A 24,041-nucleotide genomic window follows, 5' to 3' on the forward strand; every position below is an offset into this window, starting at 1 on the left:
GGGTGACCTCCCTTCCGGGCCGCGGCGGATGTCAGCTGGCGTCCGGCAACCAGGTGCCGTGGAAGCCATATGGCACCCGGCGGGGGAGGTGGACAACGGCGACCGGTGGGCGGGCCGGTGAGGAGGCGTCCAGGATCTGCAACGACGCGGCGTCCCGGACCAGGTCGTGCACGATGGTCATCAGCCAGCCGTCGTCCTCGCAGCGGGCGCCGCGGGCCGGGATGAACACCGCTTCCCCGGCGACGAGGTCGCGGCCGAGGTAGTGCGCGACCGTGCGGCCGGTGGTGGTGTCGTGCTTGACGATCCGGTTGTGCGTCTCGACCGACAGCGGTGAGGTGGGGCTGTAGACGAACCGGTGTGGCTGGGCGGTCCGGTCGTCGTTGATGGTCGGGAACTCGGTGAAGGTGTCGTCGATCTGCTGTTCGCGGACCGTGCCGTTCTTCACGTCGAACGTCCACCGCCAGACCACGCCCATGGCGCGGGCGGCGGGCTTACCGGTGAAGTAGTTGATCGTGGCCAGCCAGCCCTCGCGGTTGCCGGAGATCGCCTCCAGGATCACGCGGCCCTGGCTGTCCTCGTACGCGTTGCCCACGTGCCAGGCCCAACGCGGGCTGACCTTGATCCACTTCACGTCGGCGCTGGTGCCGTTCTTCGGCATGATGCCGATCCGCGCCTGGTGGTCCTCGCCCCAGCTCGGGAAGCCGGTCTGCAGCGACTGCAGGTCCCACACCGTTGGCAGGTCGAGAAACAGCACGTAGTTCTTGGTGATGGCGAAGTCGTGCATCATCACGGGCGCCGGCAGGTCGATCGGCACCGTGCGGATCAGCTCACCCGCCGAGGACAGCCGTTGATACGTCAGGAACGGCATCTTGCGGAAGTCGTAGGCGAAGAAGTGCAGCTCGCCGGTGTCCGGATCCTCCTTGGGATGCGCGGTCATCGCGGTCTGCAGCTTGCCGCCGAAGTCCACCGGGCCGACCGTGTCCAGCTCGGGCGTGATCTCGTACGGGTAGGCGACCTCGTAGAGCGCGAGGATCTTGCCCGCGAACTGGATGATCCGGGTGTTGGCGGCACTGCGCCGCAGGTCGTTGGTGTTCTGCGAGATGACGTACTTGTTGCGGTACCACTCCGCCCGCCCGCCGCGCAGCCGGATGCCGTGCACCATGCCCGCGTTCGACCACCACACACCGGAGTCGAAGCCCGCGGGCGGGTTGGGCCCGTCCCGGAAGTAGCGGCCGTTGAGCTCGGCCGGGATGCGACCCTCGACCGGCAGGTTCTGCACATTGATCTCGTCGGGAACCGGGGCTCGGACGTCGGTCAGGTAGGTCGGGACGTCGGAGTCGTCCGCCACAGCGATCCCTCCAGTGGCGGACGCGCCTAACGCGACGGCCGCCCCGCCGTACGCGGAGGCCTTCAGCAAGGTCCTTCGGTCAAGTAGTGCGCTCACACTCTGCAAGCTATCCACGAAGAACTAGTGATTCCGCTGTCAAGTTGACGGGAAATCGTCAGTCTTACGCCAGGGCGGGCGCGGCGAGCCAGAGGCCGCCGACCAACACGGCGCCCAGCGCGATGAGGATGAACATCGCGACCCAGAAGATGCCCGGGGTGTGGGTCAGCCGGGCCAGCTGGTCGGCATCGGAGTCCCGGGCGTGCCCGCGGTGTCGTTTGACCTGCAGCTCCCAGATCGGCCGGACCCCGCCGAACAGCAGGAACCACGCCGTCAGGCAGGCGAACGCGGACTGCACCTCGGGCGTCGTCACCACCGACACGACGACCAGGACCGCCCCGGTGGCCAGCACCGAGAGCACGCCGTAGAGGTTCCGGATCATCACGAGGACCGCCAGCAGCAGCGCCGTGAGCACCCACAGCATCAGGGTGATCTTTCCCGCGGTGACCAACGCGGCCAGCCCGAGACCGACGAGCGAGGGCGCGACGTACCCGGCCAGCGCCGTACAGACCATGCCCGGCCCGGTCGGCTTGCCGCGCGAGACGGTGACGCCCGAGGTGTCCGAGTGCAGGGTGATGCCGCGCAGCCGCCGCCCGACCAGCAGAGCGACCAGGGCGTGCCCGGCCTCGTGCACGATGGTGATGACGTTGCGGGCCAGCCGCCACGGCTGCCCGGACAGCACCAGCAGCAGCGCCGCGCCGCCGGTCACCAGGATGACCGCCGAGGGTGGGTCCGGCTGCGTGCCGAACAGCTCGTCCCAGAAATCCTTCACCGGGCAGACATCACCACAGTGGACGTTGGCGCGCGGTGAACTCGCCGGGGCATTCCGGCCCGGACCATAAATCCCGGTGATGAATGCGGCACTTTCCTTACGACGAAGAACCTCAACTATTGTTCAGGTTGGGCTAGGATTGCGCCATGTCCGTACCGAGCACCGAACTGACCGTGGGAGAGCTGGCCAGGCGCGCGGGCGTCGCAGTGTCGACACTTCATTTCTACGAGTCCAAAGGGCTGATCACCAGCCGCCGAACCGCGGGCAACCAGCGCCGGTTCCGCCGCGACACGCTCCGGCGGATCGCGTTCATCCGGATCGGCCAGCGGGTCGGCGTGCCGCTGAGCACGCTCGCCGAGGTGCTCGGCCGGCTGCCGGACGGGCGCGTGCCCACCCGCGCGGACTGGGCCGAGGTGTCCGAGAGCTGGCGCGCCGAGCTGGACGTGCGCATCGAGCAGATGCAGCAGCTGCGCGACGACTTCACCGACTGCGTGGGCTGCGGCTGTCTTTCCCTTGACCGGTGTGGACTCGCGAACACCGACGACCGGCTTTCCCAGCAGGGCCCCGGTCCGCGGCGGCTGATCGAACGCCGCAGCGCGGACCCGCACCCCCAGGGCGAGTCCGCGGACTGCTGCTGAGTTGCACCTAGTCCCAGCGAAAGACCTTCGCGGCGAGGAAACCGAGGCCGGCGGTGTAGGCCACCAGGACGATCAGGTGCAGCGGCTCCGGGAACGAACCGTCCCAGGCCCGTTGCATGGCCTGCACTCCGGCGCCCAGCGGGCTGAAGTCGGCGATGTGCCGGATGGCCGATGGCATCAGCGGGCCGGGTGTCCACAGGCCGGCCAGGAAGCCTAGCGGGAAGAACAGCACCGTGCCGATCCCGTTGGCGGCCTTGCCGTTCGGCGCGAGGGCCGCGATCACCAGGCCGAGGCCGAACATCGCGCCGATGGACAGCACCAGCGCCAGCAGGAAACCCGGGAGCTGGCGCGGCATCGGCACGTCGAACGCCAGGTTCGCGATCAGCAGCAACGCCACCGTCATCGCCAGCAGCACAGCGAGGTTCACCAGTGCCTGAGCCATGAGCAGCGCCGCGGGCCGCACCGGGGTCACGCCGAGCCTGCGCAGCACACCGCGTTCCCGGTACGTGCCAAGCACACCGGCCAGTACGTTCAGCGACAGCATGGCGATGATCATCGTGACCAGCACCGGCACGTAGTAGTCGATGAACCGGCCGCCGCCGAAGTCCGGGCTGGGCGAGCTCATCGCCGGGATCAGCCCGAAGATCAGCACCAGCAGGATCGGGATCCCCAGCACGAAGAACACCCCGGGATCGCGGAACATCAGCCGGAACTCGCTGCCGGTCAGCCTGCTCAGGCCGGTCATCGGACTGGCTTTCGTTGCCGTAGTCATCTCATTCCCCTTCGAGCTCGCGTCCGGTGAGGGCCATGAAGGCATCCTCGAGGTTGGTCTGTTCCACCCGCAGGTCCAGCGCGACCACGTTGTGCGCCGTCAGCGCCGCGCTCACCGCCTGCAGCAGGTTTCCGTTGCCCGACACGACAACCTGGCTCGCCGTGCGGGCGATGCCGGTGACTTCGGGCAGGGCGGTGAGCAGGCTGTCCGGAAAGGACACCGAGGGGCGGAACCGCAGCCGCTGGCCGCCACCATCCACTCTGGACACCAGCCCGGCCGGGGTGTCGATGGCCACGATCCGGCCGGAGTCGACCAGGGCGAGCCGGTCGCACAGCCGCTCGGCCTCCTCCATGAAGTGCGTGACCAGCACGACCGTGACCCCGCGGTCGCGCACGCCTTCGATGAGCTGCCAGGTGTCCCGGCGCGCCTGCGGGTCCAGGCCGGTGGTCAGCTCGTCCAGGAACGCGATCTCCGGGTCGCCCACCAGGGCCAGCGCGATGGCGAGCCGTTGTTGTTGCCCGCCGGACAAGTCCTTGTACCGCGCGTCCCGCTTTGCCGTCAGGCCAAGGTCGTCCAGCAGCTTCGCGCCGTCGGCAGGCCGCGGGTAGAAGGAGGCGAACAGGTCCATCGCCTCGCGCACCCGCATCTTCTCCGGCAGCTGGCTGGTCTGCAGCTGCACGCCGACCCGCTCACGCACGTCCTGCGGCCGCATTCCGAGCACGGAAATGGTGCCGCCGTCCGCCGGGCGCAATCCTTCGACGCATTCCACCGTCGTCGTTTTCCCGGCGCCATTCGGGCCGAGAATTCCGAATATCTCGCCGCGCTCGACGGTGAACGAGACATCGTCGACCGCGATATGTTCGCCGTATTTCTTGCGGAGGTTCGATACCTCGATGACCGCCACCGGACTCACCCCTCGGAAGTTCGTCGTTCTGCTGACGGCAACGCTATTGATCCGCCACTGCGTATCGAATCCGTCTGACCGCACACCTGGGGTGGGGCTAGCCATACCCCCGCCCTACGCCTGAACGCAGTGCATACGGAAGCGCAGGTCCGCCAGACTGGGTCCATGCTGCGCCGACACGCCCTCGCCCCCGTTCGGGGCCTGGTCCTGTCCGGCCTCTCGCTGGTCGGGTTCGCGCAGGTCATCGTGGCCTTCGTGCTGTCGTTCACCGGCGTGGTCGTGCATTTCCAGCTGGAGCGGTGGCTGCCGAACCTGGTCCGCCGGCTGATGGGTGCCTGGTTCGGCGTGCACGTGCCGCAGCCCTACCGGCCCAAGCCGCCACCGCCCACGCCAGAGCCGGACGGCTGGTATCGCGAGGGCAACCAGCTCTACCGGCGGACCTGGTTGCTGAAGTACCGGCGCCGCCGCGACTGGATCCACCGGGACATGGCCACTCACCGTGACCACATGTGGGAACTGGCCACGCCGTTCACCGGAGGCCTGGCCGCGGGCGTCCCCGCGCTGCTGATCGCGGCCGCGGTCCTGGTGCCATGGTGGGCGGCGATTCCGCTGGTGGTGACCGGGTTCGCGGTGGGTCCACTCGCACTGGAGCTGTACGTCCGGTGGAGTGTGCCCTTTCTGGGCACGGACGACGTGCTCGGCCCGTTCTGGGCCTGGGCGAAGACCCAGGGCCGCGCGGCCGGCCGGCTGGCGCAGGCCTGCGGGATGGCGCTGCTGGACATCCCCTACGCGCTGTTCCTGGTCGTGTCGATCTTCCCGGGCGTGGTGGGGTTCTTTCCGCAGATCATGGCCGAGTACCGGCTGGTGGCCAACGCCCGGCGCAGGCAGCTGACCAAGTGGACCGGCGTGCCGATCGCCGAGCCGTACCTGCCGCCACCGCCTCCGCCGGTGCCACGCCCGGACGGCACGTACCTGGCCGGCAAACGGTTGCACGACCGGCCGGACGAACTGATCCGCAACCAGGCCATCTGCACCACGTACAAGGACAAGGCCACCTGGCGGGACCTGTTGTGGCTGGTCCTGGACCCGATCGTGGTGATCGTGCTGTGCTTGGTGCCGGTGCTGCTCGGCACGGCCGCGTTCTTCGGCTACTTCTGGTCCTGGGTCTGGTCGTGGATCCCGGAGCTGCTCTCGTCCGCCCGCCCGCGCGAGGGCTGGGCCTACCTGGACCTGCTGCCCGGGCTGGGCTGGGTGCCGCGCTGGGCCACCCCGGTGATCGGGTTCGTGGTGGCAGCGGCGGTGTTCGCGGCGGCGAGTGCCCTGCTCAGGCTGTACGGCCGGTGGGGCGGCCTGCTGCTGGCGCCGACCCGTTCGGCGGAGCTCGCCCGGCGGGTGGCGCAGCTGACCGAGACCCGGACCGATGCAATCGATACGCAGGCCGCAGAGCTCCGACGTATCGAGCGCGACCTGCACGATGGCGCACAGGCGCGCTGGGTCGCCATGGGCCTCAACCTCGGCGCGGTCGAGCGGCTGATCGACCAAGATCCACAGGCGGCCAAGAAACTGCTGGCCAACGCCCGGAACGCATCCGCCGAGGCCCTGGTCGAGCTGCGCGACCTGGTCCGCGGGATCCATCCCCCGGTGCTGTCCGAACGCGGCCTCGGCGACGCTGTGCGGGCGCTAGCCCTCGACAGCGCTCTGGACGTACATGTCGCGGTAGACCTACCCGGACGGGTGACCGCGCCTGTCGAAGCGGCGGTCTACTTCGCTGTGAACGAGCTGCTGACCAACGTCGGCAAGCACGCACGGGCGCAACGGGCCAGCATCGACATCCGTCACTACAACGAGCGGCTGCGGGTGACCGTGTCCGACGACGGCCACGGCGGTGCCTCGGTGTCCCCAGGTGGAGGCCTGGACGGCGTGCGGCGGCGGCTCGCTACATTCGACGGCGTACTCATGCTCAACAGCCCGCCCGGTGGGCCGACCACCGTGACCCTGGAGGTGCCGTGCGCGTTGTCCTCGCCGAGGACCTCTACCTCCTCCGAGACGGCCTGACGCACCTGCTCACGGCGCACGGCTTCGAGGTCGTGGCCGCCGTCTCGTCCGGTCCCGAGCTGGTCAGGGCCCTGGACGAGCTGTCGCCGGACGTGGCGATCGTGGACGTCCGGCTGCCGCCGACCTTCACCGACGAGGGCCTGCAGGCCGCGCTGGAGGCCCGCCGCAAGGTCCCCGCCCTGCCGGTCCTGGTGCTGTCCCAGCACGTCGAGCAGCTCTACGCGCGGGAGCTGCTGGCCGACGGCGCGGGCGCGATCGGGTACCTGCTGAAGGACCGGGTGCTCAACTCGGACCAGTTCATCGACGCCGTGCGCCGGGTCGCGGCCGGCGGGACCGCGATGGACCCCGAGGTCATCTCCAAGCTGCTGGCCAGCAACGCCCGCAACGAGCCGCTGGCCGCACTCTCGCCCCGGGAGCGCGAGGTGCTCGAGCTGATGGCGGGCGGCCGGTCGAACGCGGCCATCGCGTCCCAGCTGTTCGTCAGCGAGGGCGCGGTGGGCAAACACACGGCGAACATCTTCGCCAAGCTGCAGCTGGCCCCGTCGGACGACACCAACCGCCGGGTGCTGGCGGTGCTCGCGTACCTCAACAGCACCAGCTCATAGCCGGTGGCGCAGCTCGTGGGCCAGCACGGCGGCCTGCGTGCGGCGCCTGAGCCCGAGTTTGCCCAGCACGCTCGAGACATAGTTCTTGACCGTCTTCTCGGCCAGGTCGAGCCGGGCGGCGATCTGCCGGTTGGTCAGGCCCTCGCCGATCAGGCTCAGCACGGCCCGTTCCCGCCTGGTCAGGGTCTGCAGCGGGTCCTGTTCCCTGGGCTGGTCGGCCGGGGCGACGTTCGGCAGCTTGCCACCGGCGCCAACGATCCGGATCGCGCTGGTCAGCTCGGGTCCGCGCAGGTGCTTGGAGACCACCCCGGACGCACCCGCGGCGAACGCGGCGTGCGTGGTGTCCTGGTCGGGGAACGGGGAGAGCATCAGGCAGCTGACCTCGGGACAGCGCTGCTGCAGGTCCCGGCAGAGCTGCATGCCGTCGCCGTCGGGCAGCCGGACGTCCAGCACCGCGACATCGGGCAGCCGCTCGGGGACCTGGGCCAGCGCTTCGAGCACCGTGCCCACCTGGCCGACCACCTGGATGTCCGACTCGTCGTCCAGCAGGGCCGCGAGGCCTCTGCGGATCAGCTCATGGTCGTCAACGATGAAAACGCTGGTCAAGGACGTCATGGTGTGCCGCTCAACGCGATTGAACACGCTGAGCGGCACACCCGCGCCCGGTGGAGCGACGCGGCCCTGCCCCGCGTCGCTCCACCGCCGGGGTGATCAACCCCGGGGGCCGGTGGTGGTCCCCCGCCGCGGCGACCTGGTGGCTGAATTCTGTCGATCAAAATAACCGCAAATGAATTCAGCACCCGCAGATCCAGTCCGAGCCGCAACGTCTCCCACGCTAGGTATTTCGCTTGAGTCGGCGCGATCTGACCGAGGTTCACTCGAATGGCGGAAGTTGGGTTCTACTGTACCGCCGTTACAGTGATTCGTCGGGATAGGGTTGAGATTCTCACCACATGAGACACGGGCCGAATGGCCCTCCCGGATCAGTGTCGCTCAGGAGAAGCTTCCATCGAAACATGGAAGAAATATGTTCAAATAACAACTACTCGACATCGAGACGGTCTGTCGTGCGGCGCGTACGACAGCCCGATCGGGGGTGTGGTAATGCCGGTCCCGGACGCACGTACGCGTACCGACGACTACTGGCAGGAGTGCATCAGGATCCGGCCCCAGCTGGTCCGGATCGCCGCCCGGCGTTGTGCGGCACCGGTGGACCCCGATGACATCGTCGGCGAAGCCCTGGTCCGCGGGGCGGAGTTCGACGATCTGGACATGAGCAGGCTGGAACAGTTCCTCGTCTCCACGGTCACCCGGCTGTGCGCCGACGAGGCCCGCCGCCGGACGGTCGCGACCCGCATGGCCGGCCATCCCCGGCTGGTCCCGCCGACGGCGGAGGACCCGGCCGAGTTCGCCTGCGACAAGGAAGAAGCCCGCTGGCTGGCGGTGAAGATCCTCGCACTGCCCCGCCGCGACCAGGAGCTGGTCGACATGGTCGCGGACGGCAAGCCGCACAGTGAGATCGCCCGTGAGCTGGGCACGACCACGCAGGGCGCGCATTCGGCGCTGTACCGGCTGCGCAAGCGGATCGGCGCGTATCGACCGATCGGCTGATCCCGGGATCCACCGGCATTGTGGCCGGTTCGTGGATCCGCGGGGCCACGCGTTCACCGATGCTCTGTGCCATGAGCGTCATCGAGGTGTCCCACCTGCACAAGCGGTACCGCGACATCGTCGCGGTCCAGGATGTGTCGTTCGCCGTGGCCGAGGGTGAGATCTTCGGCATCCTCGGCCCCAACGGCGCGGGCAAGACGACGACCGTCGAGTGCCTCTCCGGCCTGCGGACACCGGATGGTGGGACCATTCGCGTTCTCGGCCTCGACCCGCGGCGGGACGGGGCTTCGCTGCGTCCGCGCATCGGCGTGCAGCTGCAATCGAGTGAGCTGCCCGAGCGGCTTCGGGTGGGCGAGGCGCTGCGGCTGTACGCCTCGTTCTACCCGCAACCCGCGGACTGGCAGGGCCTTGTCGACGATTGGGGCCTTTCGGCGGTGCGCGATCGCCCGTTCGGCAAGCTCTCCGGTGGCCAGAAACAGCGTCTGTTCATCACCCTCGCGTTGGTCGGCCGCCCGTCGGTGGTGTTCCTCGACGAGCTGACCACTGGTCTAGACCCATCCGCCCGGCGGGAAACATGGGATCACATCACCCGGCTGCGGCAGACCGGCGTGACGGTGATCCTGGTGACCCACTTCATGGAAGAGGCGGAACGGCTCTGCGACCGGCTGGCCGTGATCGACGCCGGCAAGATCATTGCAATCGATACGCCAGCGGGTCTGGTGTCCCAAGTGGACAACCGGCAGCGCGTCCGGTTCAGGGCGGTTGACCCCTTCGACCCACTACTTCTGTCGGATATCCCGGAAGTCTCGGACGTTTCGCGCGATGGCACCCGGTTCGTCGTGACCGGGACGGGCAACCTGCTGTACGCGGTGACCGCCGTCCTGGCCCGCAACCACGTCATCGCCACCGACCTGCGAGTGGACCAGACCACCCTGGACGACGCCTACGTGGCCCTCACCGGTCACCCGCTCACTACTACGGAAAACTGACACGCACCGCCCAAACCTGGGCAATACCCCCAACTTCCGCGCACAACCACACCCCGCCCCGGCGTGTCCCCCGTTCCTCCCCCGCGTGTCCCCCGTTCCTCCCCGGCGTGTCCCCCGTTCCTCCGCCGCGTGTCCCACGTTCGTCCGCCCCGAAACCGCGGGGCTGGGGGTCCCGCGGTGATCTCGGGGTGGAGCAAAGGGGGACACACGGCGGAGGAAAGGGGGACACGCGGGGGCGGCCATCCACTGTGGAGGTTTCCATGCGGCTCACGGTCACTGAGCTCAAGCTGTTCCTGCGCGACCCGGCGTCGACCATCGTCACGCTCGCCCTGCCGGTCGCGATCGTCGTCGTCTTCGGGGTGATCGCGCATCCGGGTGACAACACCGACCCGATCCTGACCTACTTCCCCACCATGGCGTTGTGCCTCGGGCTGGCCCAGCTGGCGCTGAACCTCACGCCCACCACCCTCGCCGGGTACCGCGAAAAGGGCATCCTGCGCCGGATGTCCACCACGCCCATGCCGCCGTGGCGGGTTCTGGCCGCGCAGCTGTCCATCGGCCTGATCGTCGCCGCCGTCGCGGTCGTGCTCGTGATCGTCGTGGGACACTTCGGGTTCCGCTTCGAGCTGCCCCGGCAGGTGCCCGGGTTCCTCGCCGCCATCGTGCTCTCGTGCACCGCGCTGTTCGCCGTCGGGCTGCTCGTCGCGGCGCTGGCGCCCAGCCAGCGGGTGGCGACCGGCATCGGTGTCGGGTTGTTCTTCGTCAGCCTGGTGTTCGGCGGGGTGTTCATGCCCGCGGAGACGCTGCCGCCGTTCCTGCTCGACATCGGCGACTACACCCCGCTCGGCGCGGCCATGCAGTCGCTGCGGGCGAGCTGGGGTGGGACGATGCCGGCACCGCTGCACCTCGGCGTGCTCGGTGGGTACACGATCGTGGCGGGCGCGCTGGCGGCCCGGGTGTTCCGGTGGGAATGAGGACGATGCTGCAGGTCACCGACTCCGCTGACGCGGGCGCGCGGCTGGCGAAGTGGATCTACGTCGCCGTCGCGTACGCCGCGCTGGCCTTCTCGGTGACGTGGTCCCTCGTCCAGCGCGAGCTCACCCCGAGCCCCGGCCTCACCGCCGCGCTCGCCGGTGGGACGGCCGTATGGCTGCTGCTGTTCGGGTTCTGGTGGCCGACGTGGCCGGAACACCGGGTGTGGGCCGTGGCCGCGTTCGCCGGGTTGCTCGCGTTCTGCTGTGCGCTGATCTGGAGCAGTCAGGCGTTCACCGCGTTCGTGTGGGTCGGCTACCCGTTCGCGTTCGCGGTGTTCCCGGCGCGGTGGGCGGTGTTCGCGGTGACCGCCAACGCGTTCGGCACGTTCGTCGTGCAGCGGGACGCGATGACGCAGAGCTCGCCGTACTCGATGATCCTCGCCATCGCGATCCCGGTGATCTTCGCCGGCTGGTACGCGGGCGTGGAGAGCGAACGCCGCAAGAAGGCGATCACCGAACTGACCGATGCGAACGCCCGGCTGGCCAACGCGATGGCGGAGAACGCCGGCCTGCACGCCCAGCTTCTGGTGCAGGCGCGGGAAGCCGGGGTGCTCGACGAACGGCAGCGCATGGCCCGCGAGATCCACGACACCCTCGCGCAGGAACTGGCCGCGATGATCCGTCAGCTCCAGGCCGCCGACCGCGTGCGCGACCAACCCGAGCAGTGGCAGCACCACATGGACCAGGTGCAGATGCTCGCGCGCCGCAGCCTGTCCGAGGCGCGCCGGTCGGTTCAGGCGCTGCGACCGGCGCCGCTGGAACGTTCCCGGCTGCCGGACGCGATCGCCGAGATGGCGCAGGCGTGGAGCCAGACCTCCGGGGTGAGCCTGAGTGTCGACACCAACGGGACGCCGGTGCCGATGATCACCGGCATCGAGGTGGCGCTGTTCCGCGTGGCGCAGGAGGCGCTGGCGAACGTCGCCAAGCACGCGGGCGCGTCCAGGGCCGGGATCACGCTGTCCTATTTGGACGATGTGGTGCTGCTGGACGTGCGCGACGACGGCGCCGGGTTCGTGGTGTCCGCGCAGTCGCCGGGCGAGTCGAGCGGGTACGGCCTGGAGACCATGCGTCAGCGGCTGCTCGGGGTGGGTGGCACCCTGGAGATCGAGAGCGGGCCCGGTGAGGGCACCGCCATCGGGGCGAGCGTCCCGGCGATCCGCGCGGAAGGTGACCGATGATCCGACTCCTCATCGTCGACGACCACCCTGTCGTCCGGGACGGGCTGCGTGTGGCGTTCACCGGTGAGCCGGACATCGAGGTCGTCGGCGAGGCGGCCAACGGACGGGAGGCCGTCGAACAGGTCGCGGCCCTTCAGGCCGATGTCGTCCTGATGGACCTGCGGATGCCGGAACTCGATGGCGTGCGGGCGATCCGCCGGCTCAAGGAGTCGTCCTCGCAGGCGCGCGTGATCGTGCTGACGACGTTCGACACCGACAGCGACGTCCTGCCCGCGATCGAGGCGGGCGCCACTGGTTACCTACTGAAAGACGCGCCCACCGAGGAACTGCTGCGCGCGGTCCGCGCTGCCCACCAGGGCCAGTCCGTGCTGTCGCCCTCGGTCGCCAACCGCCTGATCGGCCAGGTCCGCAAACCTCAGCGCGGCACCCTCAGCCCCCGCGAACTGGAAGTCCTGCAACTGGTCGCCGACGGCACCACCAACCGCGAGGCCGCGGCCAAACTCTTCATCAGCGAAGCCAGCATCAAAACCCACCTGCTGCACATCTACGCGAAGCTCGATGTCCGCGACCGTGCCCAAGCCGTCGCCGAGGCCTACCGCCGGGGCTTGCTCGACTGAGCCACCCACATCCACATCCACACCCACCCCCGCCCACGCCGCGACGGGGGTCCCCTCCTGGGGGATCCCCGAATTTCACGTTACCGGGGAGGGGCGACAGAACCGGGGCTGTGGGGATGAGTTATCCACAGGGGCCGGATTGGGAGGGGCCGGTTTGCGCAGGGGCCAGCCAGGGTGGGCGAGCGCCAGGGTGAGTGAGCACCGGGGTGAGTGAGCGCCAGGGTGAGTGAGCGCCAGGGTGGGCGAGCGCCAGGGTGAGTGAGCGCCAGGGTGGGCGAGCGCCAGGGTGGGCGAGCGCCAGGGTGAGTGAGCGCCAGGGTGGGCGAGCGCCAGGGTGGGCGAGCGCCAGGGGTGAGCGCCGGGGTGGGTGGGGCGGATTGGTCCGGGTATGCGAACGCCCCCTCGCGGGTGAGCGGTCGGGTTGGCTCACCTGCGAAGGGGCAACCGCGGCGGCCAAGGGCCTGGCCGCCGCGGCCTTGCTCGGCTAGCCGTGTCTCTAGCCGAACCCTCGCACCGCACCACGGCTGGTGAGGCGGCGGCTTTCGCGTTCCGGCCGTTCGACGGCCTGCATCGACGGGAACGATGGGTGCTCCTGGTAACGGCCGCCTTGGGGTGGCCGGGGCACCGCTTGCATGTTCGGGAACGAGGGGTGTTCCTGGTACCGCCCCTGGGGTGGCGGCGGCACGGCCCGCATGTTGGGGAACGAGGGGTGCTCCTGGTACCGGCCGGTGGGCGGCGGGACCGGGGGCATGCTCGAGAACGACGGCATCTCGTCCGGACGCGCCACCGGGCGCATGTTCGGGAATGAGGGGTGCTGCCCGGGCAGTGGCGGCGGCACCGGCGGGAGGGCCTGGCTGGCCTCCGCGCGACGCTGCCGTGCGGGTGGCGGCGCCGGCCGCATCCGTGCCGACGGTGTCGGGTCGGGCACCGGGATCTTGGGCATCGCGAGGTTCGACATCGACAGGTTCGGCGCGGACAGGTTCGGGATGGACCCGGTCGCCGGCGCCGATGGCGGCTGGACCGACACCTCACGGTCCTCGCGACGGCGACGGCCGCGGTACTCCGGGACGCTGGCGCGCTCGCGGGCGGCCTCTTCTCGGACCATGCGGGCGAACTCCGAGTTGATCGACATCGGCTCGTCCCGGATCGGCGGGATCTGCGTCGTCATCGGCTCGGGCTCGGGCAGCTGCGGACGAGCCATCGGCATCGACGGCATCGGCGGACGCCCGGTGGGACCCGCGGGCTTCGAGTGACGCCCACCCCCGCCACCGGTCGCGGCGGCGGGACGGGCGAGCGCGGGCGGAACCCGCCGAGGCGGCGGACCGGCCGGGGCCGGACGCGACATCGGCATGGAGTTCATGGCGCCACGCGCGGCCGGGGCGACCGGCGGGTTGGCGGGCGCGGGCGGCGGCACGGGACGCATCCGCATGGACGGCGTCGCGACCGGCCGCTGCATCGGCATGGACGGCATCGGCGGGCGGCCCATCGCACCGGGCTGCACGACCGTCATCTCCATGCTGTTCATGGGGGCACCGGCCATCGCGGGAACCGGCAACGGCATGGACTGCTGCCGCACCGGGGCGGTCGGCACCTCCTGGCGCACCGGCGGGGCCGGCGGGCGGGAGTTCGCGGCGGCAGGAGCCGGGGCGACCGGGCGCTTGGCCTTCTCCGGCACCGGAAGCAGCTTGTGCAGCTCCTCGGTCCACTTGATCATCTTGCGCGGGGCGTCCCAGCCGCAGACCCCGACGAGCTTGCCGTCCCGCACGTACCCGGTGATGCCCGGCGTGCCGGGGACACCGTCCTCGAGGTGCACGACGTCCTTGCCCAGCGCGGGCACACCGGCGATCTGCAGGCGCATGCCGTACTGACCGGACCAGACCCGCGGGATCGGCGTGAACGGCGTCGCCTTCTCGCGCCCCACAAGGAGGTTCTCGGCCGCGGCGCGGCCCATCTCGACCGCGTTGATCCAGTGCTCGACCCGCCGGGGGGTCTCGCTGAACCGCAGGTTCGGCCAGCGGCCGCAGTCACCGGCGACCACGACGTTGTCCGCGCCGGCCGCGAAAAGCTGCGCGTCGCAAAGGATGCCGTCTTCCAGGATCAGGCCGGAGCCGCGCGCCCAGTCCACCGACGGGATCGAGCCGATGGCCAGCACCACTGCACCGGCGACCAGCAGCTGGCCATCGGTGGTGTGCATGGCGATGTTGTCGTCGGAGACGACCCAGTTGCGGATGTCGGTGTTCATCGCCATCCGCACGCGGTGCTTGCGGTGCAGGTGGTCCACTGCGGACGCGACCTCGTTGCCCAGTGCCTTCAACGGGAACCGGGAACGGCCGACCATGGTGACGTCCCGGCCCATCTTGCGCGAGCTCGCGGCGACGTCACAGCCGATGTAACCGGTGCCCAGCACGACGATCGGCAGGTCGTTGTCGTGGATGGTCTTCTTGAGCGCCATCGCCTCGTCCACGGTGCGCAGCGTGTGCACACGCGGGCTGTGCCGGGGAACACCCTTCATGTGCCGGGGTTCCACACCGGTGGCGATGATCAGCCCGTCGTACTTGATCTCCTCGCCGCCCGGCAGGCCGACGACCTTGCGTTGCGTGTCAAGGCGTTCCGCGCGGGTCCCGAGGCGCCAGCGGGCACCGGTCTCGACGTGCCGCTGCAGCGTCAGGTCCGAGGGGCGGTCGCTGCCCGCGAGCAGGTCCTTGGACACAAGTGGACGGTGGTACGGCCAGCGCGGTTCGTCACCGATGATGACGACCTCGCCGTCGTAGTCCAGCTCGCGCAACCGTTCCGCGGCTCGCAGGCCGGCGACCCCCGCGCCGACGATGACGATGCGTTCTAGTTCGGTCATCTAAACCCTGTCCACCTTGATGGCCTGCATGGGGCAGCAGCGCGCGGCTGCGGCCGCCTGCTCGACCTGAGTCTCGTCCGGTCTCTTCGTGTAGAACAGCCGCCCGTCCGGGGTCAGCTCGAACAAGTCCGGAGCCTCCATCTCACAGATCGCGTAACGCTCACAACGGTCATTGTCCACTTTGAGCCGAAGCCGGCGCTCTCTCATGCCTGCTCCTCAACAAGTCCGATTTGGACAAGCGTCCGGGTCGGCACGAACCGGAGGATGGCCAACGTAATGGCTGGGATGAAAAATGTCAGCCCCGCCAGCCACAGTATCGACAGGTGGTTGTTGGCCATCGCCCCGAGTACCGAGTGCGCCACCAGAAGCAGGAACGCGATGTAGGCCATTCGGTGGACGTACTGCCAGCGACGGTAGGAAGTCCAGCGGTACAGGCTGGCGGTGATCGCGATCGCCATCATCAGCTCGAGGCCGACAATCGCGATGGTGTAGCGGAACTCGGGCTGGATCGGGATGGCGATCATGCCGAACGTGAATTTCCCGTCCGACAGGAACAGGAAGCCCAGCGCGTGCACGATGCCGAACGCGATGGTCAGCGTCGCGAGCACGAGATGCCCACTGCGGAAGGTCTTCCGCTCGCCGACGCGCCGCGCCCAGCCGGTCCGGGTCAGTACGCCCCAGCTGATCGTCAGGCACAGCATGGCGTAGGAGACCCGGGCCGCCACCGCGGCGACTCCGCGCAGCCCGTCGTCCGACGGGCCACCGACCGCCAGGATCAGCGTCTGTGTGCCACTCACCTTGCATATTCCTTATCTGCGAACAACTTCGTACCACCACTGCGCGGTTCTTCCCGCCTACGGCGGCCACCGCCTCGGTCACCGCGATCGCCCCGGTCACGATCGTCGTCCTCGTCCTCCTCGTCGCGGTAGCGCGCCGGTGCCCGGCGGCCCTTGCGACGTCCGGCGGCAAGCCACAACACGAAGATCGTGATCGCCACCACAAGCGGCACCAGGGTCAGCGCGACGCCCATGTCGACGCCGTTGTCCGGGTCGGTTGCCAGCACGTTCGCGAGCGGCTGGTTCAGGCTCGCGAAGTCGACCATCCCGGTGTCCTCGAGAACGCCCATGTGCTTGAGGACCATGGTGTTCACCGTTGTGACGAACTTGCGGATCTCGGGATCCGCGGTGCTCGCCCTCGCCTTGGCGATGGTGGTGAAGATCATTCCGGTCTCGAGCCGCAGGCGCATCGCCCAAACGGAGTCGAACTGGGAGCCGGACGCCGTAGCCATGTCGGCGAGCCAGCCCTTCTGCTGGTCGTCCGGTTCGGCGGGCAGCGCCAGGTTGTAGAGGCTCGCGACCCGGCGGACCTCGACGTCCAGCTGGGCGTCGTCGGTCATCAGCGTGCGGCCGGCCTCCTGGACCTTGGCGTTGGCCGAGCGCTCCTGCGCCATCTCGCCCGCGGGCATCTCGAACAGGCCGGCGTGACGGACCTTCACCAGCAGTTCCGCGTCGAACGCCGACAGTGCGGGGCTTGGCTGCGCTGCCGCCACGCCGGGTGCGGTGAGTGCAGTGAGCAGCACCAACACCAGCGACGTGAGTATTCGTTTCACGGCGTCCTTCCTGTCTCCGTGGGCCGGCCGGGGGACCGGCTACCTAGCGACGTTGCTGGAAAAGGCCGTGTTGAATCCACAATGGACACTTTGTGGCCACAGTGGATCCGGTGCGACCGGGTTCGGGGGCACCTGGTGCGCCTTCACTGGTGGATACGGAGCGGGCCCCAGGGTGGTTCAAACAAAAATTCCGCAACGATTCGGCAGTGGACAGCAACCTTACATACCGACAGGATGTCTCGCGTGGGACGCCACAGCCATACCGCGAGAGCACTTCTCGGCGACGAGCTTCGCCGTCATGGGCATTCCGAAGAAGACCTGGCAACAGCGTTGTACCGGGACTTCGGCACGCCCCTGATGGCGTTCGCCCTCAAGCTGACCGGCAACGACCGGCACTGGGCTGAGGACGTCGTCCAGGAGACCTTGATCAGGGCCTGGCGTAACGCGGAGAAACTCGACCGCAGTCCCGACATGTTGCGCGCCTGGCTGTACACGGTGGCCCGGCGCATCGTCATCGACGGCAGACGCAGCCGAAAGGCGAGACCGCAGGAAGTGGAGGAGCCGGACGCGAACTCCGTCGGTGTACCCGACGAGTCCGACCGGACACTCAGCGCGATGGTGGTCTACGACGCGCTGCGCGTACTGTCCGACGAGCAACGAGAAGCGATCATGCAGACCTATCTCCGTGACCGCACGGTTAATGATGTGGCCGAGACACTGGGCGTCCCGCCGGGTACGGTCAAGTCGAGGCTGTATCACGCGGTCAGGGCACTGAGGCGTGCGCTACGGGACAGGGGGTGAGGGCGGGAATGGTCCACGCGTCTGGGCATGTCGACATCGCCGCCTACATCCTCGGGGCCCTCGACGAGCCGGACAACGCGGCGTTCGAGGAGCACCTGCTCGACTGCCCGAGGTGTCAGCTCGACCTGGTCGAGCTGCAGGACGTGCCGGACCTGCTGGACACCGTCAAACATGACGCCCCGGCCCTGCTCGTCCCGGTTCCCGGTCCGCGCGTGCTGTCCTCGCTGCTCGAGGAGGCCAGCCGGTCCCGTCTTCAGCGGCGCAGGCGCCAGTGGTTCGCCGCCGCGGCCGCCGCCGCGCTGATCATCGCCGCCCCGCTGGCGACCATCGTGATCACCCAGGCAGGCGGCGGCTCCCCGGTCGCGAGCCCGCAGTTGAACGTGAAGATCGACTCCGAGACGGTGCCGCCGTCCTCCGCCGCCCCGACCGGTCAGCCCCGCACGCTCGACGGGCCGGCCAAGGGCATGGGCGGTGAGCTGGACGCCAACGTCACCATGCTGGCCCAGGACTGGGGCACGCAGATCGACATGGAGCTGCGCGGTGCCGCCGGGCCGAGGCTGTGCGAGCTGGTGGCGGTGTCCAAGAAGGGCGAGGCCCGCACGGTGACCAGCTGGAGCGTGCCGGCCGGTGGCCGCAACGAGCCGCTCAAGCTCAGCGGCGGCGCCCCGTTCCAGCCGTCGGAGATCTCCCGCCTGGAGATCCGCGCGGACAACGGGGACATCTTGCTTACCCTGGCTACCTAACCGGTTAGCCTGGCAGGTGTGCTTTTCGACTCCGTCGACGAGGTCGCCGCGCGGCTTGCTGACGCCGGTTACCTGACGTCCACCGCCATCGCGACCACCGTGTTCCTGGCCGACCGGCTGGGCAAGCCGCTGCTGGTCGAGGGCCCCGCCGGGGTCGGCAAGACCGAGCTGGCCCGTGCCGTCGCCACGGCCACACAGTCCCAGCTGGTACGCCTGCAGTGCTACGAGGGCATCGACGAGGCCCGTGCGCTGTACGAGTGGAACCACGCCAAACAGCTGCTGCGCATCACCGCCGGCCGCGATGAGGACTGGCACGAGGCACGCGCGGACATCTTCAGCGAGGAGTTCCTGCTCCCCCGCCCGCTGCTGACCGCGATCCGCAACCCCGACCCGACGGTCCTGCTGATCGACGAAACGGACAAAGCCGACGTCGAGATGGAGGGTCTGCTGCTGGAGGTGCTGGGCGACTTCCAGGTGACCGTCCCCGAACTGGGCACGATCACCGCGACCCGCAAGCCGTTCGTCGTGCTGACCTCGAACGCGACCCGGGAGCTGTCCGAGGCGCTCAAGCGCCGGTGCCTGTTCCTGCACCTGGACTTCCCGGATGCCCAGCGTGAGCTGGACATCGTCCGGTTGCAGGTGCCCGAGGTGGAGTCGGTGCTGGCCGAGTCGCTGGTCCGGGTGGTCGGCGCGCTGCGGGCGATGGAACTGCGCAAGGCGCCCTCGATCGCGGAGACCATCGACTGGGCGCGCACCCTGCTGGCCCTGGGTGCCACGTCGCTCGACGCGCAGATAGTGGAGACCACCCTGGGTGTGGTGCTTAAGTACGAGGCGGACAAGCGCCGGGCGGCCACCGACCTCAAGCTGGACGAGGTGCTGGGGTGAGCGTCCCCGCGCGGCTGATCGAGTTCGTCGAGGCGCTGCGCGACCACTCGATCCTGGCCGGGCCTGGGGAAACGATCGACGCGGCCCGGGTGCTGACCGTGCTCGGGCTGGAGGACCGCGAACGGGTCCGGGAGGGTCTGGCGGCGGCGCTGCTGCGGCGGTCCGGTCAGCGGGTCGTCTTCGACCAGGTCTTCGACCTCTACTTCCCGGTGTCGGTCGGCTCGCCCGGCGACTCGCCCGCCGATGTCGAGTCCCTGCGGGACCAGCTGGTCGAGGCCCTGGCCACGGGGTCGCTGCGGGACCAGCAAACGCTTGCACAGGCCGCGGTGGACGCGCTGGGCCGGTTCGGTGAGAACGGCCAGGGCGCGGGCGGGTGGTCGGCGTACCAGACGTTGCAACGGTTGCGGCCGGAGACGTTGCTGGTCCGGATCCTGGCCGCACTGCGGGCCGACGATCCCGCGTTCCTGGCCGACCTGCGGCGGGATGAGATCCGGCGGCAGATCGCCGGGTTCCGCGAGATGGTCGAGGGCGAGGCCCGGCGGCGGACCGCCGAGCTGCGCGGCCGGGACGCGGTGTCCCGTAACGCGGTCGCACAACCATCCGACCGGGTCGACTTCCTCACCGCGGGCCGCAAACAGCTCGCGGATATGCGTCGCGCGATCTATCCGCTGTCCCGGAAACTCGCCACCCGGCTGGCGGCGCGCCGCCGCCGGACCAAACGCGGCGAGATCGACCTGCGGCGGACCCTGCGCCGATCGATCTCCACCGGCGGGGTGCCGTTGAAGCCCGCCTACCGGCACCGGCGGCCGGGCCGGCCCGAGCTGGTGCTGTTGTGCGACATGTCCGGTTCGGTGGCCGGGTTCGCGAACTTCACGCTGCTGCTCACCCAGGCGCTGCGCGACCAGTTCAGCAAGGTGCGGGCGTTCGGGTTCATCGAGACCACCGACGAGGTCACCCACCTGGTGAAGGCGGGCGCCGAGGACCCGGCGGGCCTGGCCTCCCGGATCCACCGCGAGGCCAAACTGGTCCGCTGGGACGGTCACAGCGACTACACACATGCGTTGCAGGTATTCGTGGACGAGTACCTGGACGCGATCGGGCCGAAGACGTCGGTCCTGATCCTCGGCGACGCCCGCAACAACGGCGGCGACCCGAACCTGGCCGCGCTCAAGAAGATCGTGACCAACGCACGGCACGCGTACTGGCTCAACCCCGAGCCGCGACGGTTGTGGTCGACCGGTGACTCGCTGGCACATTCCTACGCGAACGTAGTGGACATGTACGAGTGCCGGACGGTCCACCAACTCTCCGAACTGATCACCAGGCTGCTGCCTATCTAGGCAGCTTCACCACCGTCAGGAAGAAGTCGTCGATCTGGCGGACCACCTGGACGAACCGGTCGAAGTCCACCGGCTTGGTGATGTAGGCGTTGGCGTGCAGGTTGTAGCTGCGCAGGATGTCCTCCTCCGCCTCGGACGTGGTCAGGATGACCACCGGGATCGCCCGCAGCTCCGGGTCGCCCTTCAGCTCCGCCAGCACTTCCTGGCCGTTCTTGCGGGGCAGGTTGAGGTCCAGCAGGATCAGCCCCGGCCGCGGCACGTCCTCGTACGGCGCCTGCTTGCGGACGAACTGCATCGCCTCGACGCCGTCGCTGACCACGTGCAGGGTGTTGTGCACCTTGTGGTGCTCCAACGCCTCCCTGGTCATCAGCACATCGCCCGGGTCGTCCTCGACCAGCAGGATGTCGACCGAGTTGAGCAGTTCGTTCATTTCCCCTCACTAGGCAACGTGAAGCTGAAGGTTGTCTTGTCCGGCACAGTTTTCCCGGCTTCGCTGTTGTTCGTCACTGTGTCCAGCCAGATGCGGCCGCCGTGGAACTCGACGATCTTACGCGCCATGGCCAGCCCGATGCCGGTGCCCGGGTAGGCGGCTCGCGGGTGCAACCGTTGGAAGATAACGAAGATGCGCTCGGCGTACTCGGCCTCGATGCCGATCCCGTTGTCGGTCACCGAGAACTTCCACTCACCGTCACCCTCCACCGCGGACACCCTGATCTGCGGTGTGGTGTCGCCGCGGAACTTGATCGCGTTGCTGATCAGGTTCTGGAACACCACGGTCAGCAGGGACGCCTCGCCGCGGACGTGCGGCAGGTCGGTGCGCGTGATCTTGGCTCCGCTGAACTCGATCACGGATTCCAGGTTGCTCAGCGCCGCGTCGAGCACCGCCCCGGTGTCCACGTCGACGAACTCGCCGGTGCTGCGGCCGACCCGGGAGAACGCCAGCAGGTCGTTGATCAGCACCGACATCCGGCGGGCACCGTCCACAGCGAACTCGATGTACTGCTCGCCGCGCTCGTCCAGCTTGTCCTGGTACCGGCGCTGGATCAGCTGCACGAAGCTGGTCACCTTGCGCAGCGGTTCCTGGAGGTCGTGGGAGGCGACGTAGGCGAACTGCTCGAGATCCGAATTGGACCGCTGCAGCTCGCGGGTGCGCTGGTCGAGCAGCTCGTGCGCGCGCCGGAGCTCGTCCACTTCGGCCACGATCCGCTTGCGCATGTCCTCGACGTCCTCGGCCAGTTCGGTCAGCTCCTGCGGGCCGCCGCCGGCCGGGATCTCGCGGTTGATGTCGTCGGTGGCCTTGCGCACCTCGCCGGCCAGCGCCTGGATCGGCAGCGCGATCTTGCGGTGGAATCCCAGCGCCAGCAGGACGAACAGGGCCACCAGCAGGACGATGATCGCCCCGAGGATGACCGACAGCAGGGTCGCCGACCTCGACAGCCGGTTGCGGTCGACGTCCCGCGCGGCCGCCAGGTTGCGACGCTGACCGTCCATTGTGGATCGAAGATCGTCGAACGCGGTCTTGCTGCGGTCGACGAGGGTGGGATCGGTGCTGCCGGCCAGCATCTGTTCAGCGATCCGCTGCCAAGCGTCTATTTTGGACATCACGGTGTCGAGGTCGCGGCCGGCGTCGGTGCCCGGGACCGCGCCCAGGTCGCGCAGGCCGGCAATGGCCTCGGTGGCCGTCTGCCTGCCGTCGTCGTACGGCTGGCGGAAGGACTGCTGGCCGGTCAACAGGAAACCGCGCAAACCGGTCTCCTGGTTCAGCATGGCCGCGTTGAGTCGTTGCGCCTGCAGGAGTTCCGGGTCGATCTGGTCGACGACCCGGCTGCGGGCATCGGACAGGTTCTGCAGGCCGACCACGCCGAGGACGACCGCGGCGGCCAGCATCACGGCCTCGACGACGATCAGAATGGTGGCCCAGCGGCCGATCCGCCACTCGTTCACCGGGCCTGCCTGTCGTGTTTGATCAACGCGAGGGCGACGTCATCGTCCAGCGGGCCCTCGTTGAGCTCCTCGACCGCCGCGATGAGCCGGTCGAGCACCTGCACGGGCGCCTTGCGCCAGCCCGGGTTCGCCGCCAGGTCGGCCAGCACGAGCTCGGCCATCCGCTCGTGGCCCAGCCGGTTCTGGCTGCCGGTGACCCGGCCTTCGTACACGCCGTCGGTGTAGAGCAGCAGGGCCCAGTCGGGCGGCAGCGCGATGTCCACCGGGCGCCAGATCCCGGGTTCGGGCAGCAGGCCCAGCGGCACGCCCAGTTCGTCCAACGGGAGCAGCCTGCCGGTCGTGCCCTCGATCAGCAGCGGCGGCGGGTGACCGGCGAGGCGCATGCGCAGGACGGCGCGGTCCGGGCTGAGGGTGATGGCGCAGAGCGTCACGAAGTTGTGGTTGATCCGCTCATGTTTGAGGATGCGCTCGATCGTGGCCAGCACGTCGTCGGTGGGCAGGTTCGCCAGCACGAGCGAGCGCCACGCGATCCGCAGCGCGACACCCAGCGCGGCCTCGTCCGGGCCGTGGCCGCTGACATCCCCGATGACCAGGTGAACCGTGCCGTCCGGGAGTTCGACGGCGTCGTAGAAGTCGCCGCCGAGCAGGGACCCGTGGCGGCCAGGGCGGTAGCGGGCCACCAGCTCCAGGCTCGGGTCGTTGAAGAGCGGCGCGGGCAGCAGCCCGCGTTCCAGGCGCCGGTTCTCCGCCGCCACCAACTGTTGTTCGAGCAACCGGCGCTCGGCCTCCTCGGCGCGCTTGCGTTCCCACGCGTACCTCAGCGCCTTGACCAGCAGCAGACCGTCCACCTGGTCCTTGACCAGGTAGTCCTGCGCGCCCGCGGCCACCGCCGCGAGACCCGTCAACGCGTCACGCTGACCGGTGAGCACCACCAACGCCGTCCCGGGCGCGTGCTGCCGGAGCTTGGTGAGGCCGACCAGGCCATCCGCGTCCGGCAGCTGCAGGTCCAGCAGGACACAGTCCACATTCAGCGGGATGCTCAGCGCACTCGCCAACGTCACCACCCGGTGCACCACCACCTGGTCGGGGACGTCCGCGAGCAGCTCGGAGACCAGGAAGGCATCCCCGTCGTCGTCCTCGACCAGCAGCACGCGCAGCGGCCGGTCCACTCTCGCCGGAGTCTCCACGCAATATCCCCTGATCATCACCTGGGCAGGCTCGCGCACTGGGCTGCTGGCTCAACCGCGAT

The 24,041-nt window shown here is 69.2% G+C and carries 24 protein-coding genes; 12 read left to right on the top strand and 12 right to left on the bottom strand.

Annotated features, from left to right (window positions below; all coding sequences use genetic code 11):
- Positions 1 to 31: 31 nt before the first annotated feature.
- Positions 32 to 1,444, bottom strand: coding sequence for a carotenoid oxygenase family protein (locus tag AB0J95_RS10940; protein ID WP_364755526.1), 1,413 nt, complete (start codon positions 1,442 to 1,444; stop codon positions 32 to 34).
- Positions 1,445 to 1,508: 64 nt separating this feature from the next.
- Positions 1,509 to 2,216 (bottom strand): M50 family metallopeptidase, encoded by a 708-nt coding sequence (locus tag AB0J95_RS10945; protein WP_364755529.1) that lies wholly within the window; start codon positions 2,214 to 2,216, stop codon positions 1,509 to 1,511.
- 146 nt (positions 2,217 to 2,362) lie between these two features.
- Here AB0J95_RS10945 and soxR point away from each other — a divergent pair, with 146 nt between their 5' ends.
- Positions 2,363 to 2,854, top strand: coding sequence for a redox-sensitive transcriptional activator SoxR (gene soxR, locus AB0J95_RS10950; protein ID WP_364755531.1), 492 nt, complete (start codon positions 2,363 to 2,365; stop codon positions 2,852 to 2,854).
- 7 nt (positions 2,855 to 2,861) lie between these two features.
- Here soxR and AB0J95_RS10955 read toward each other — a convergent pair whose 3' ends face one another.
- Positions 2,862 to 3,626, bottom strand: a complete 765-nt coding sequence (locus tag AB0J95_RS10955) for an ABC transporter permease (protein WP_364755533.1) — start codon at positions 3,624 to 3,626, stop codon at positions 2,862 to 2,864.
- Between the two features lies 1 nt (position 3,627).
- Entirely contained in the window at positions 3,628 to 4,530 is a 903-nt protein-coding gene (locus AB0J95_RS10960) for an ABC transporter ATP-binding protein (RefSeq protein ID WP_364755536.1), read from the bottom strand.
- Positions 4,531 to 4,695: 165 nt separating this feature from the next.
- On the opposite strand from AB0J95_RS10960, the gene AB0J95_RS10965 reads away from it, so the two are divergent.
- Together AB0J95_RS10965 and AB0J95_RS10970 are read left to right on the top strand one after the other, a co-directional pair.
- On the top strand, positions 4,696 to 6,585 hold the full coding sequence (locus AB0J95_RS10965; RefSeq protein WP_364755538.1) for a histidine kinase: 1,890 nt from the start codon (positions 4,696 to 4,698) through the stop codon (positions 6,583 to 6,585).
- Positions 6,537 to 7,190 (top strand): response regulator transcription factor, encoded by a 654-nt coding sequence (locus AB0J95_RS10970; RefSeq protein WP_364755541.1) that lies wholly within the window; start codon positions 6,537 to 6,539, stop codon positions 7,188 to 7,190. The genes AB0J95_RS10965 and AB0J95_RS10970 overlap by 49 nt, the downstream gene beginning before the upstream one ends.
- Here the strand turns inward: AB0J95_RS10970 and AB0J95_RS10975 are convergent.
- The gene (locus AB0J95_RS10975; RefSeq protein ID WP_364755544.1) at positions 7,185 to 7,796 is read right to left on the bottom strand and encodes a response regulator transcription factor; all 612 of its coding nucleotides are present in this window, start codon (positions 7,794 to 7,796) and stop codon (positions 7,185 to 7,187) included. The two genes, AB0J95_RS10970 and AB0J95_RS10975, sit on opposite strands and share 6 nt — an antisense overlap.
- A 498-nt stretch (positions 7,797 to 8,294) precedes the next feature.
- On the opposite strand from AB0J95_RS10975, the gene AB0J95_RS10980 reads away from it, so the two are divergent.
- From AB0J95_RS10980 to AB0J95_RS11000, 5 genes are all read left to right on the top strand, one after another.
- Entirely contained in the window at positions 8,295 to 8,801 is a 507-nt protein-coding gene (locus AB0J95_RS10980; RefSeq protein WP_364755547.1) for a sigma-70 family RNA polymerase sigma factor, read from the top strand.
- A 71-nt stretch (positions 8,802 to 8,872) separates the two neighbouring features.
- A complete protein-coding gene (locus AB0J95_RS10985; RefSeq protein ID WP_364755549.1) occupies positions 8,873 to 9,790 on the top strand; it encodes an ABC transporter ATP-binding protein in 918 nt (305 codons plus the stop codon).
- A 260-nt stretch (positions 9,791 to 10,050) separates the two neighbouring features.
- Positions 10,051 to 10,764 (top strand): ABC transporter permease, encoded by a 714-nt coding sequence (locus AB0J95_RS10990; protein ID WP_364755551.1) that lies wholly within the window; start codon positions 10,051 to 10,053, stop codon positions 10,762 to 10,764.
- Positions 10,761 to 12,002 (top strand): sensor histidine kinase, encoded by a 1,242-nt coding sequence (locus AB0J95_RS10995; protein ID WP_364755553.1) that lies wholly within the window; start codon positions 10,761 to 10,763, stop codon positions 12,000 to 12,002. Before AB0J95_RS10990 ends, AB0J95_RS10995 begins: the two co-directional genes overlap by 4 nt.
- Positions 11,999 to 12,619 (top strand): response regulator transcription factor, encoded by a 621-nt coding sequence (locus AB0J95_RS11000; RefSeq protein ID WP_364755555.1) that lies wholly within the window; start codon positions 11,999 to 12,001, stop codon positions 12,617 to 12,619. The genes AB0J95_RS10995 and AB0J95_RS11000 overlap by 4 nt, the downstream gene beginning before the upstream one ends.
- Positions 12,620 to 13,115: 496 nt before the next feature.
- Here AB0J95_RS11000 and AB0J95_RS11005 read toward each other — a convergent pair whose 3' ends face one another.
- From AB0J95_RS11005 to AB0J95_RS11020, 4 genes are read right to left on the bottom strand one after another with little or no spacing between them, the layout of a single operon-like run.
- Positions 13,116 to 15,470: an FAD-dependent oxidoreductase gene (locus tag AB0J95_RS11005; protein WP_364755558.1), complete on the bottom strand. Its 2,355-nt coding sequence runs from the start codon at positions 15,468 to 15,470 to the stop codon at positions 13,116 to 13,118.
- Positions 15,471 to 15,677 carry a ferredoxin gene (locus AB0J95_RS11010; RefSeq protein ID WP_364755561.1) on the bottom strand — a complete coding sequence of 69 codons (207 nt, stop codon included), beginning with the start codon at positions 15,675 to 15,677 and terminating at the stop codon, positions 15,471 to 15,473.
- Positions 15,674 to 16,267, bottom strand: a complete 594-nt coding sequence (locus AB0J95_RS11015; protein WP_364755563.1) for a ferric reductase-like transmembrane domain-containing protein — start codon at positions 16,265 to 16,267, stop codon at positions 15,674 to 15,676. The genes AB0J95_RS11010 and AB0J95_RS11015 overlap by 4 nt, the downstream gene beginning before the upstream one ends.
- On the bottom strand, positions 16,264 to 17,079 hold the full coding sequence (locus AB0J95_RS11020; protein ID WP_364755565.1) for a DUF4142 domain-containing protein: 816 nt from the start codon (positions 17,077 to 17,079) through the stop codon (positions 16,264 to 16,266). Before AB0J95_RS11020 ends, AB0J95_RS11015 begins: the two co-directional genes overlap by 4 nt.
- A gap of 318 nt (positions 17,080 to 17,397) precedes the next feature.
- Between AB0J95_RS11020 and AB0J95_RS11025 the strand changes: the two genes are divergently transcribed.
- The 4 genes from AB0J95_RS11025 to AB0J95_RS11040 are packed head-to-tail and all read left to right on the top strand — an operon-like array spanning position 17,398 to position 20,848.
- Positions 17,398 to 17,880, top strand: a complete 483-nt coding sequence (locus AB0J95_RS11025; RefSeq protein WP_364756170.1) for a sigma-70 family RNA polymerase sigma factor — start codon at positions 17,398 to 17,400, stop codon at positions 17,878 to 17,880.
- 8 nt (positions 17,881 to 17,888) lie between these two features.
- Complete coding sequence (locus tag AB0J95_RS11030; RefSeq protein WP_364755568.1) at positions 17,889 to 18,623, top strand: zf-HC2 domain-containing protein; 735 nt, start codon at positions 17,889 to 17,891, stop codon at positions 18,621 to 18,623.
- A 9-nt stretch (positions 18,624 to 18,632) separates the two neighbouring features.
- Positions 18,633 to 19,508 (top strand): MoxR family ATPase, encoded by an 876-nt coding sequence (locus AB0J95_RS11035; RefSeq protein WP_364756172.1) that lies wholly within the window; start codon positions 18,633 to 18,635, stop codon positions 19,506 to 19,508.
- Entirely contained in the window at positions 19,505 to 20,848 is a 1,344-nt protein-coding gene (locus AB0J95_RS11040) for a VWA domain-containing protein (protein WP_364755570.1), read from the top strand. The genes AB0J95_RS11035 and AB0J95_RS11040 overlap by 4 nt, the downstream gene beginning before the upstream one ends.
- On the opposite strand, the gene AB0J95_RS11045 is transcribed toward AB0J95_RS11040, so the two are convergent.
- Genes AB0J95_RS11045 through AB0J95_RS11055 form a run of 3 tightly spaced genes read right to left on the bottom strand, consistent with a single transcriptional unit; the run spans position 20,841 to position 23,979 of the window.
- Positions 20,841 to 21,278: a response regulator gene (locus AB0J95_RS11045; RefSeq protein WP_364755572.1), complete on the bottom strand. Its 438-nt coding sequence runs from the start codon at positions 21,276 to 21,278 to the stop codon at positions 20,841 to 20,843. The genes AB0J95_RS11040 and AB0J95_RS11045 overlap by 8 nt on opposite strands.
- On the bottom strand, positions 21,275 to 22,792 hold the full coding sequence (locus tag AB0J95_RS11050; protein ID WP_364755574.1) for an ATP-binding protein: 1,518 nt from the start codon (positions 22,790 to 22,792) through the stop codon (positions 21,275 to 21,277). Before AB0J95_RS11050 ends, AB0J95_RS11045 begins: the two co-directional genes overlap by 4 nt.
- Positions 22,789 to 23,979 carry a SpoIIE family protein phosphatase gene (locus tag AB0J95_RS11055; protein ID WP_364755576.1) on the bottom strand — a complete coding sequence of 397 codons (1,191 nt, stop codon included), beginning with the start codon at positions 23,977 to 23,979 and terminating at the stop codon, positions 22,789 to 22,791. Before AB0J95_RS11055 ends, AB0J95_RS11050 begins: the two co-directional genes overlap by 4 nt.
- Positions 23,980 to 24,041 lie beyond the last annotated feature (62 nt).

Source organism: Actinocrispum sp. NPDC049592, assembly GCF_040675465.1.
In the GTDB taxonomy this organism is placed as follows: domain Bacteria; phylum Actinomycetota; class Actinomycetes; order Mycobacteriales; family Pseudonocardiaceae; genus Kibdelosporangium.

Excerpts from the sequence above, each read along its gene's own strand:
- soxR (WP_364755531.1), top strand. The coding sequence starts at position 2,363 with ATGTCCGTACCGAGCACCGAACTGACCGTGGGAGAGCTGGCCAGGCGC.
- AB0J95_RS10955 (WP_364755533.1), bottom strand. The coding sequence starts at position 3,626 with ATGACTACGGCAACGAAAGCCAGTCCGATGACCGGCCTGAGCAGGCTG.
- AB0J95_RS10965 (WP_364755538.1), top strand. The coding sequence starts at position 4,696 with ATGCTGCGCCGACACGCCCTCGCCCCCGTTCGGGGCCTGGTCCTGTCC.
- AB0J95_RS10980 (WP_364755547.1), top strand. The coding sequence starts at position 8,295 with ATGCCGGTCCCGGACGCACGTACGCGTACCGACGACTACTGGCAGGAG.
- AB0J95_RS10985 (WP_364755549.1), top strand. The coding sequence starts at position 8,873 with ATGAGCGTCATCGAGGTGTCCCACCTGCACAAGCGGTACCGCGACATC.
- AB0J95_RS10990 (WP_364755551.1), top strand. The coding sequence starts at position 10,051 with ATGCGGCTCACGGTCACTGAGCTCAAGCTGTTCCTGCGCGACCCGGCG.
- AB0J95_RS10995 (WP_364755553.1), top strand. The coding sequence starts at position 10,761 with ATGAGGACGATGCTGCAGGTCACCGACTCCGCTGACGCGGGCGCGCGG.
- AB0J95_RS11000 (WP_364755555.1), top strand. The coding sequence starts at position 11,999 with ATGATCCGACTCCTCATCGTCGACGACCACCCTGTCGTCCGGGACGGG.
- AB0J95_RS11005 (WP_364755558.1), bottom strand. The coding sequence starts at position 15,470 with ATGACCGAACTAGAACGCATCGTCATCGTCGGCGCGGGGGTCGCCGGC.
- AB0J95_RS11010 (WP_364755561.1), bottom strand. The coding sequence starts at position 15,677 with ATGAGAGAGCGCCGGCTTCGGCTCAAAGTGGACAATGACCGTTGTGAG.
- AB0J95_RS11030 (WP_364755568.1), top strand. The coding sequence starts at position 17,889 with ATGGTCCACGCGTCTGGGCATGTCGACATCGCCGCCTACATCCTCGGG.
- AB0J95_RS11045 (WP_364755572.1), bottom strand. The coding sequence starts at position 21,278 with ATGAACGAACTGCTCAACTCGGTCGACATCCTGCTGGTCGAGGACGAC.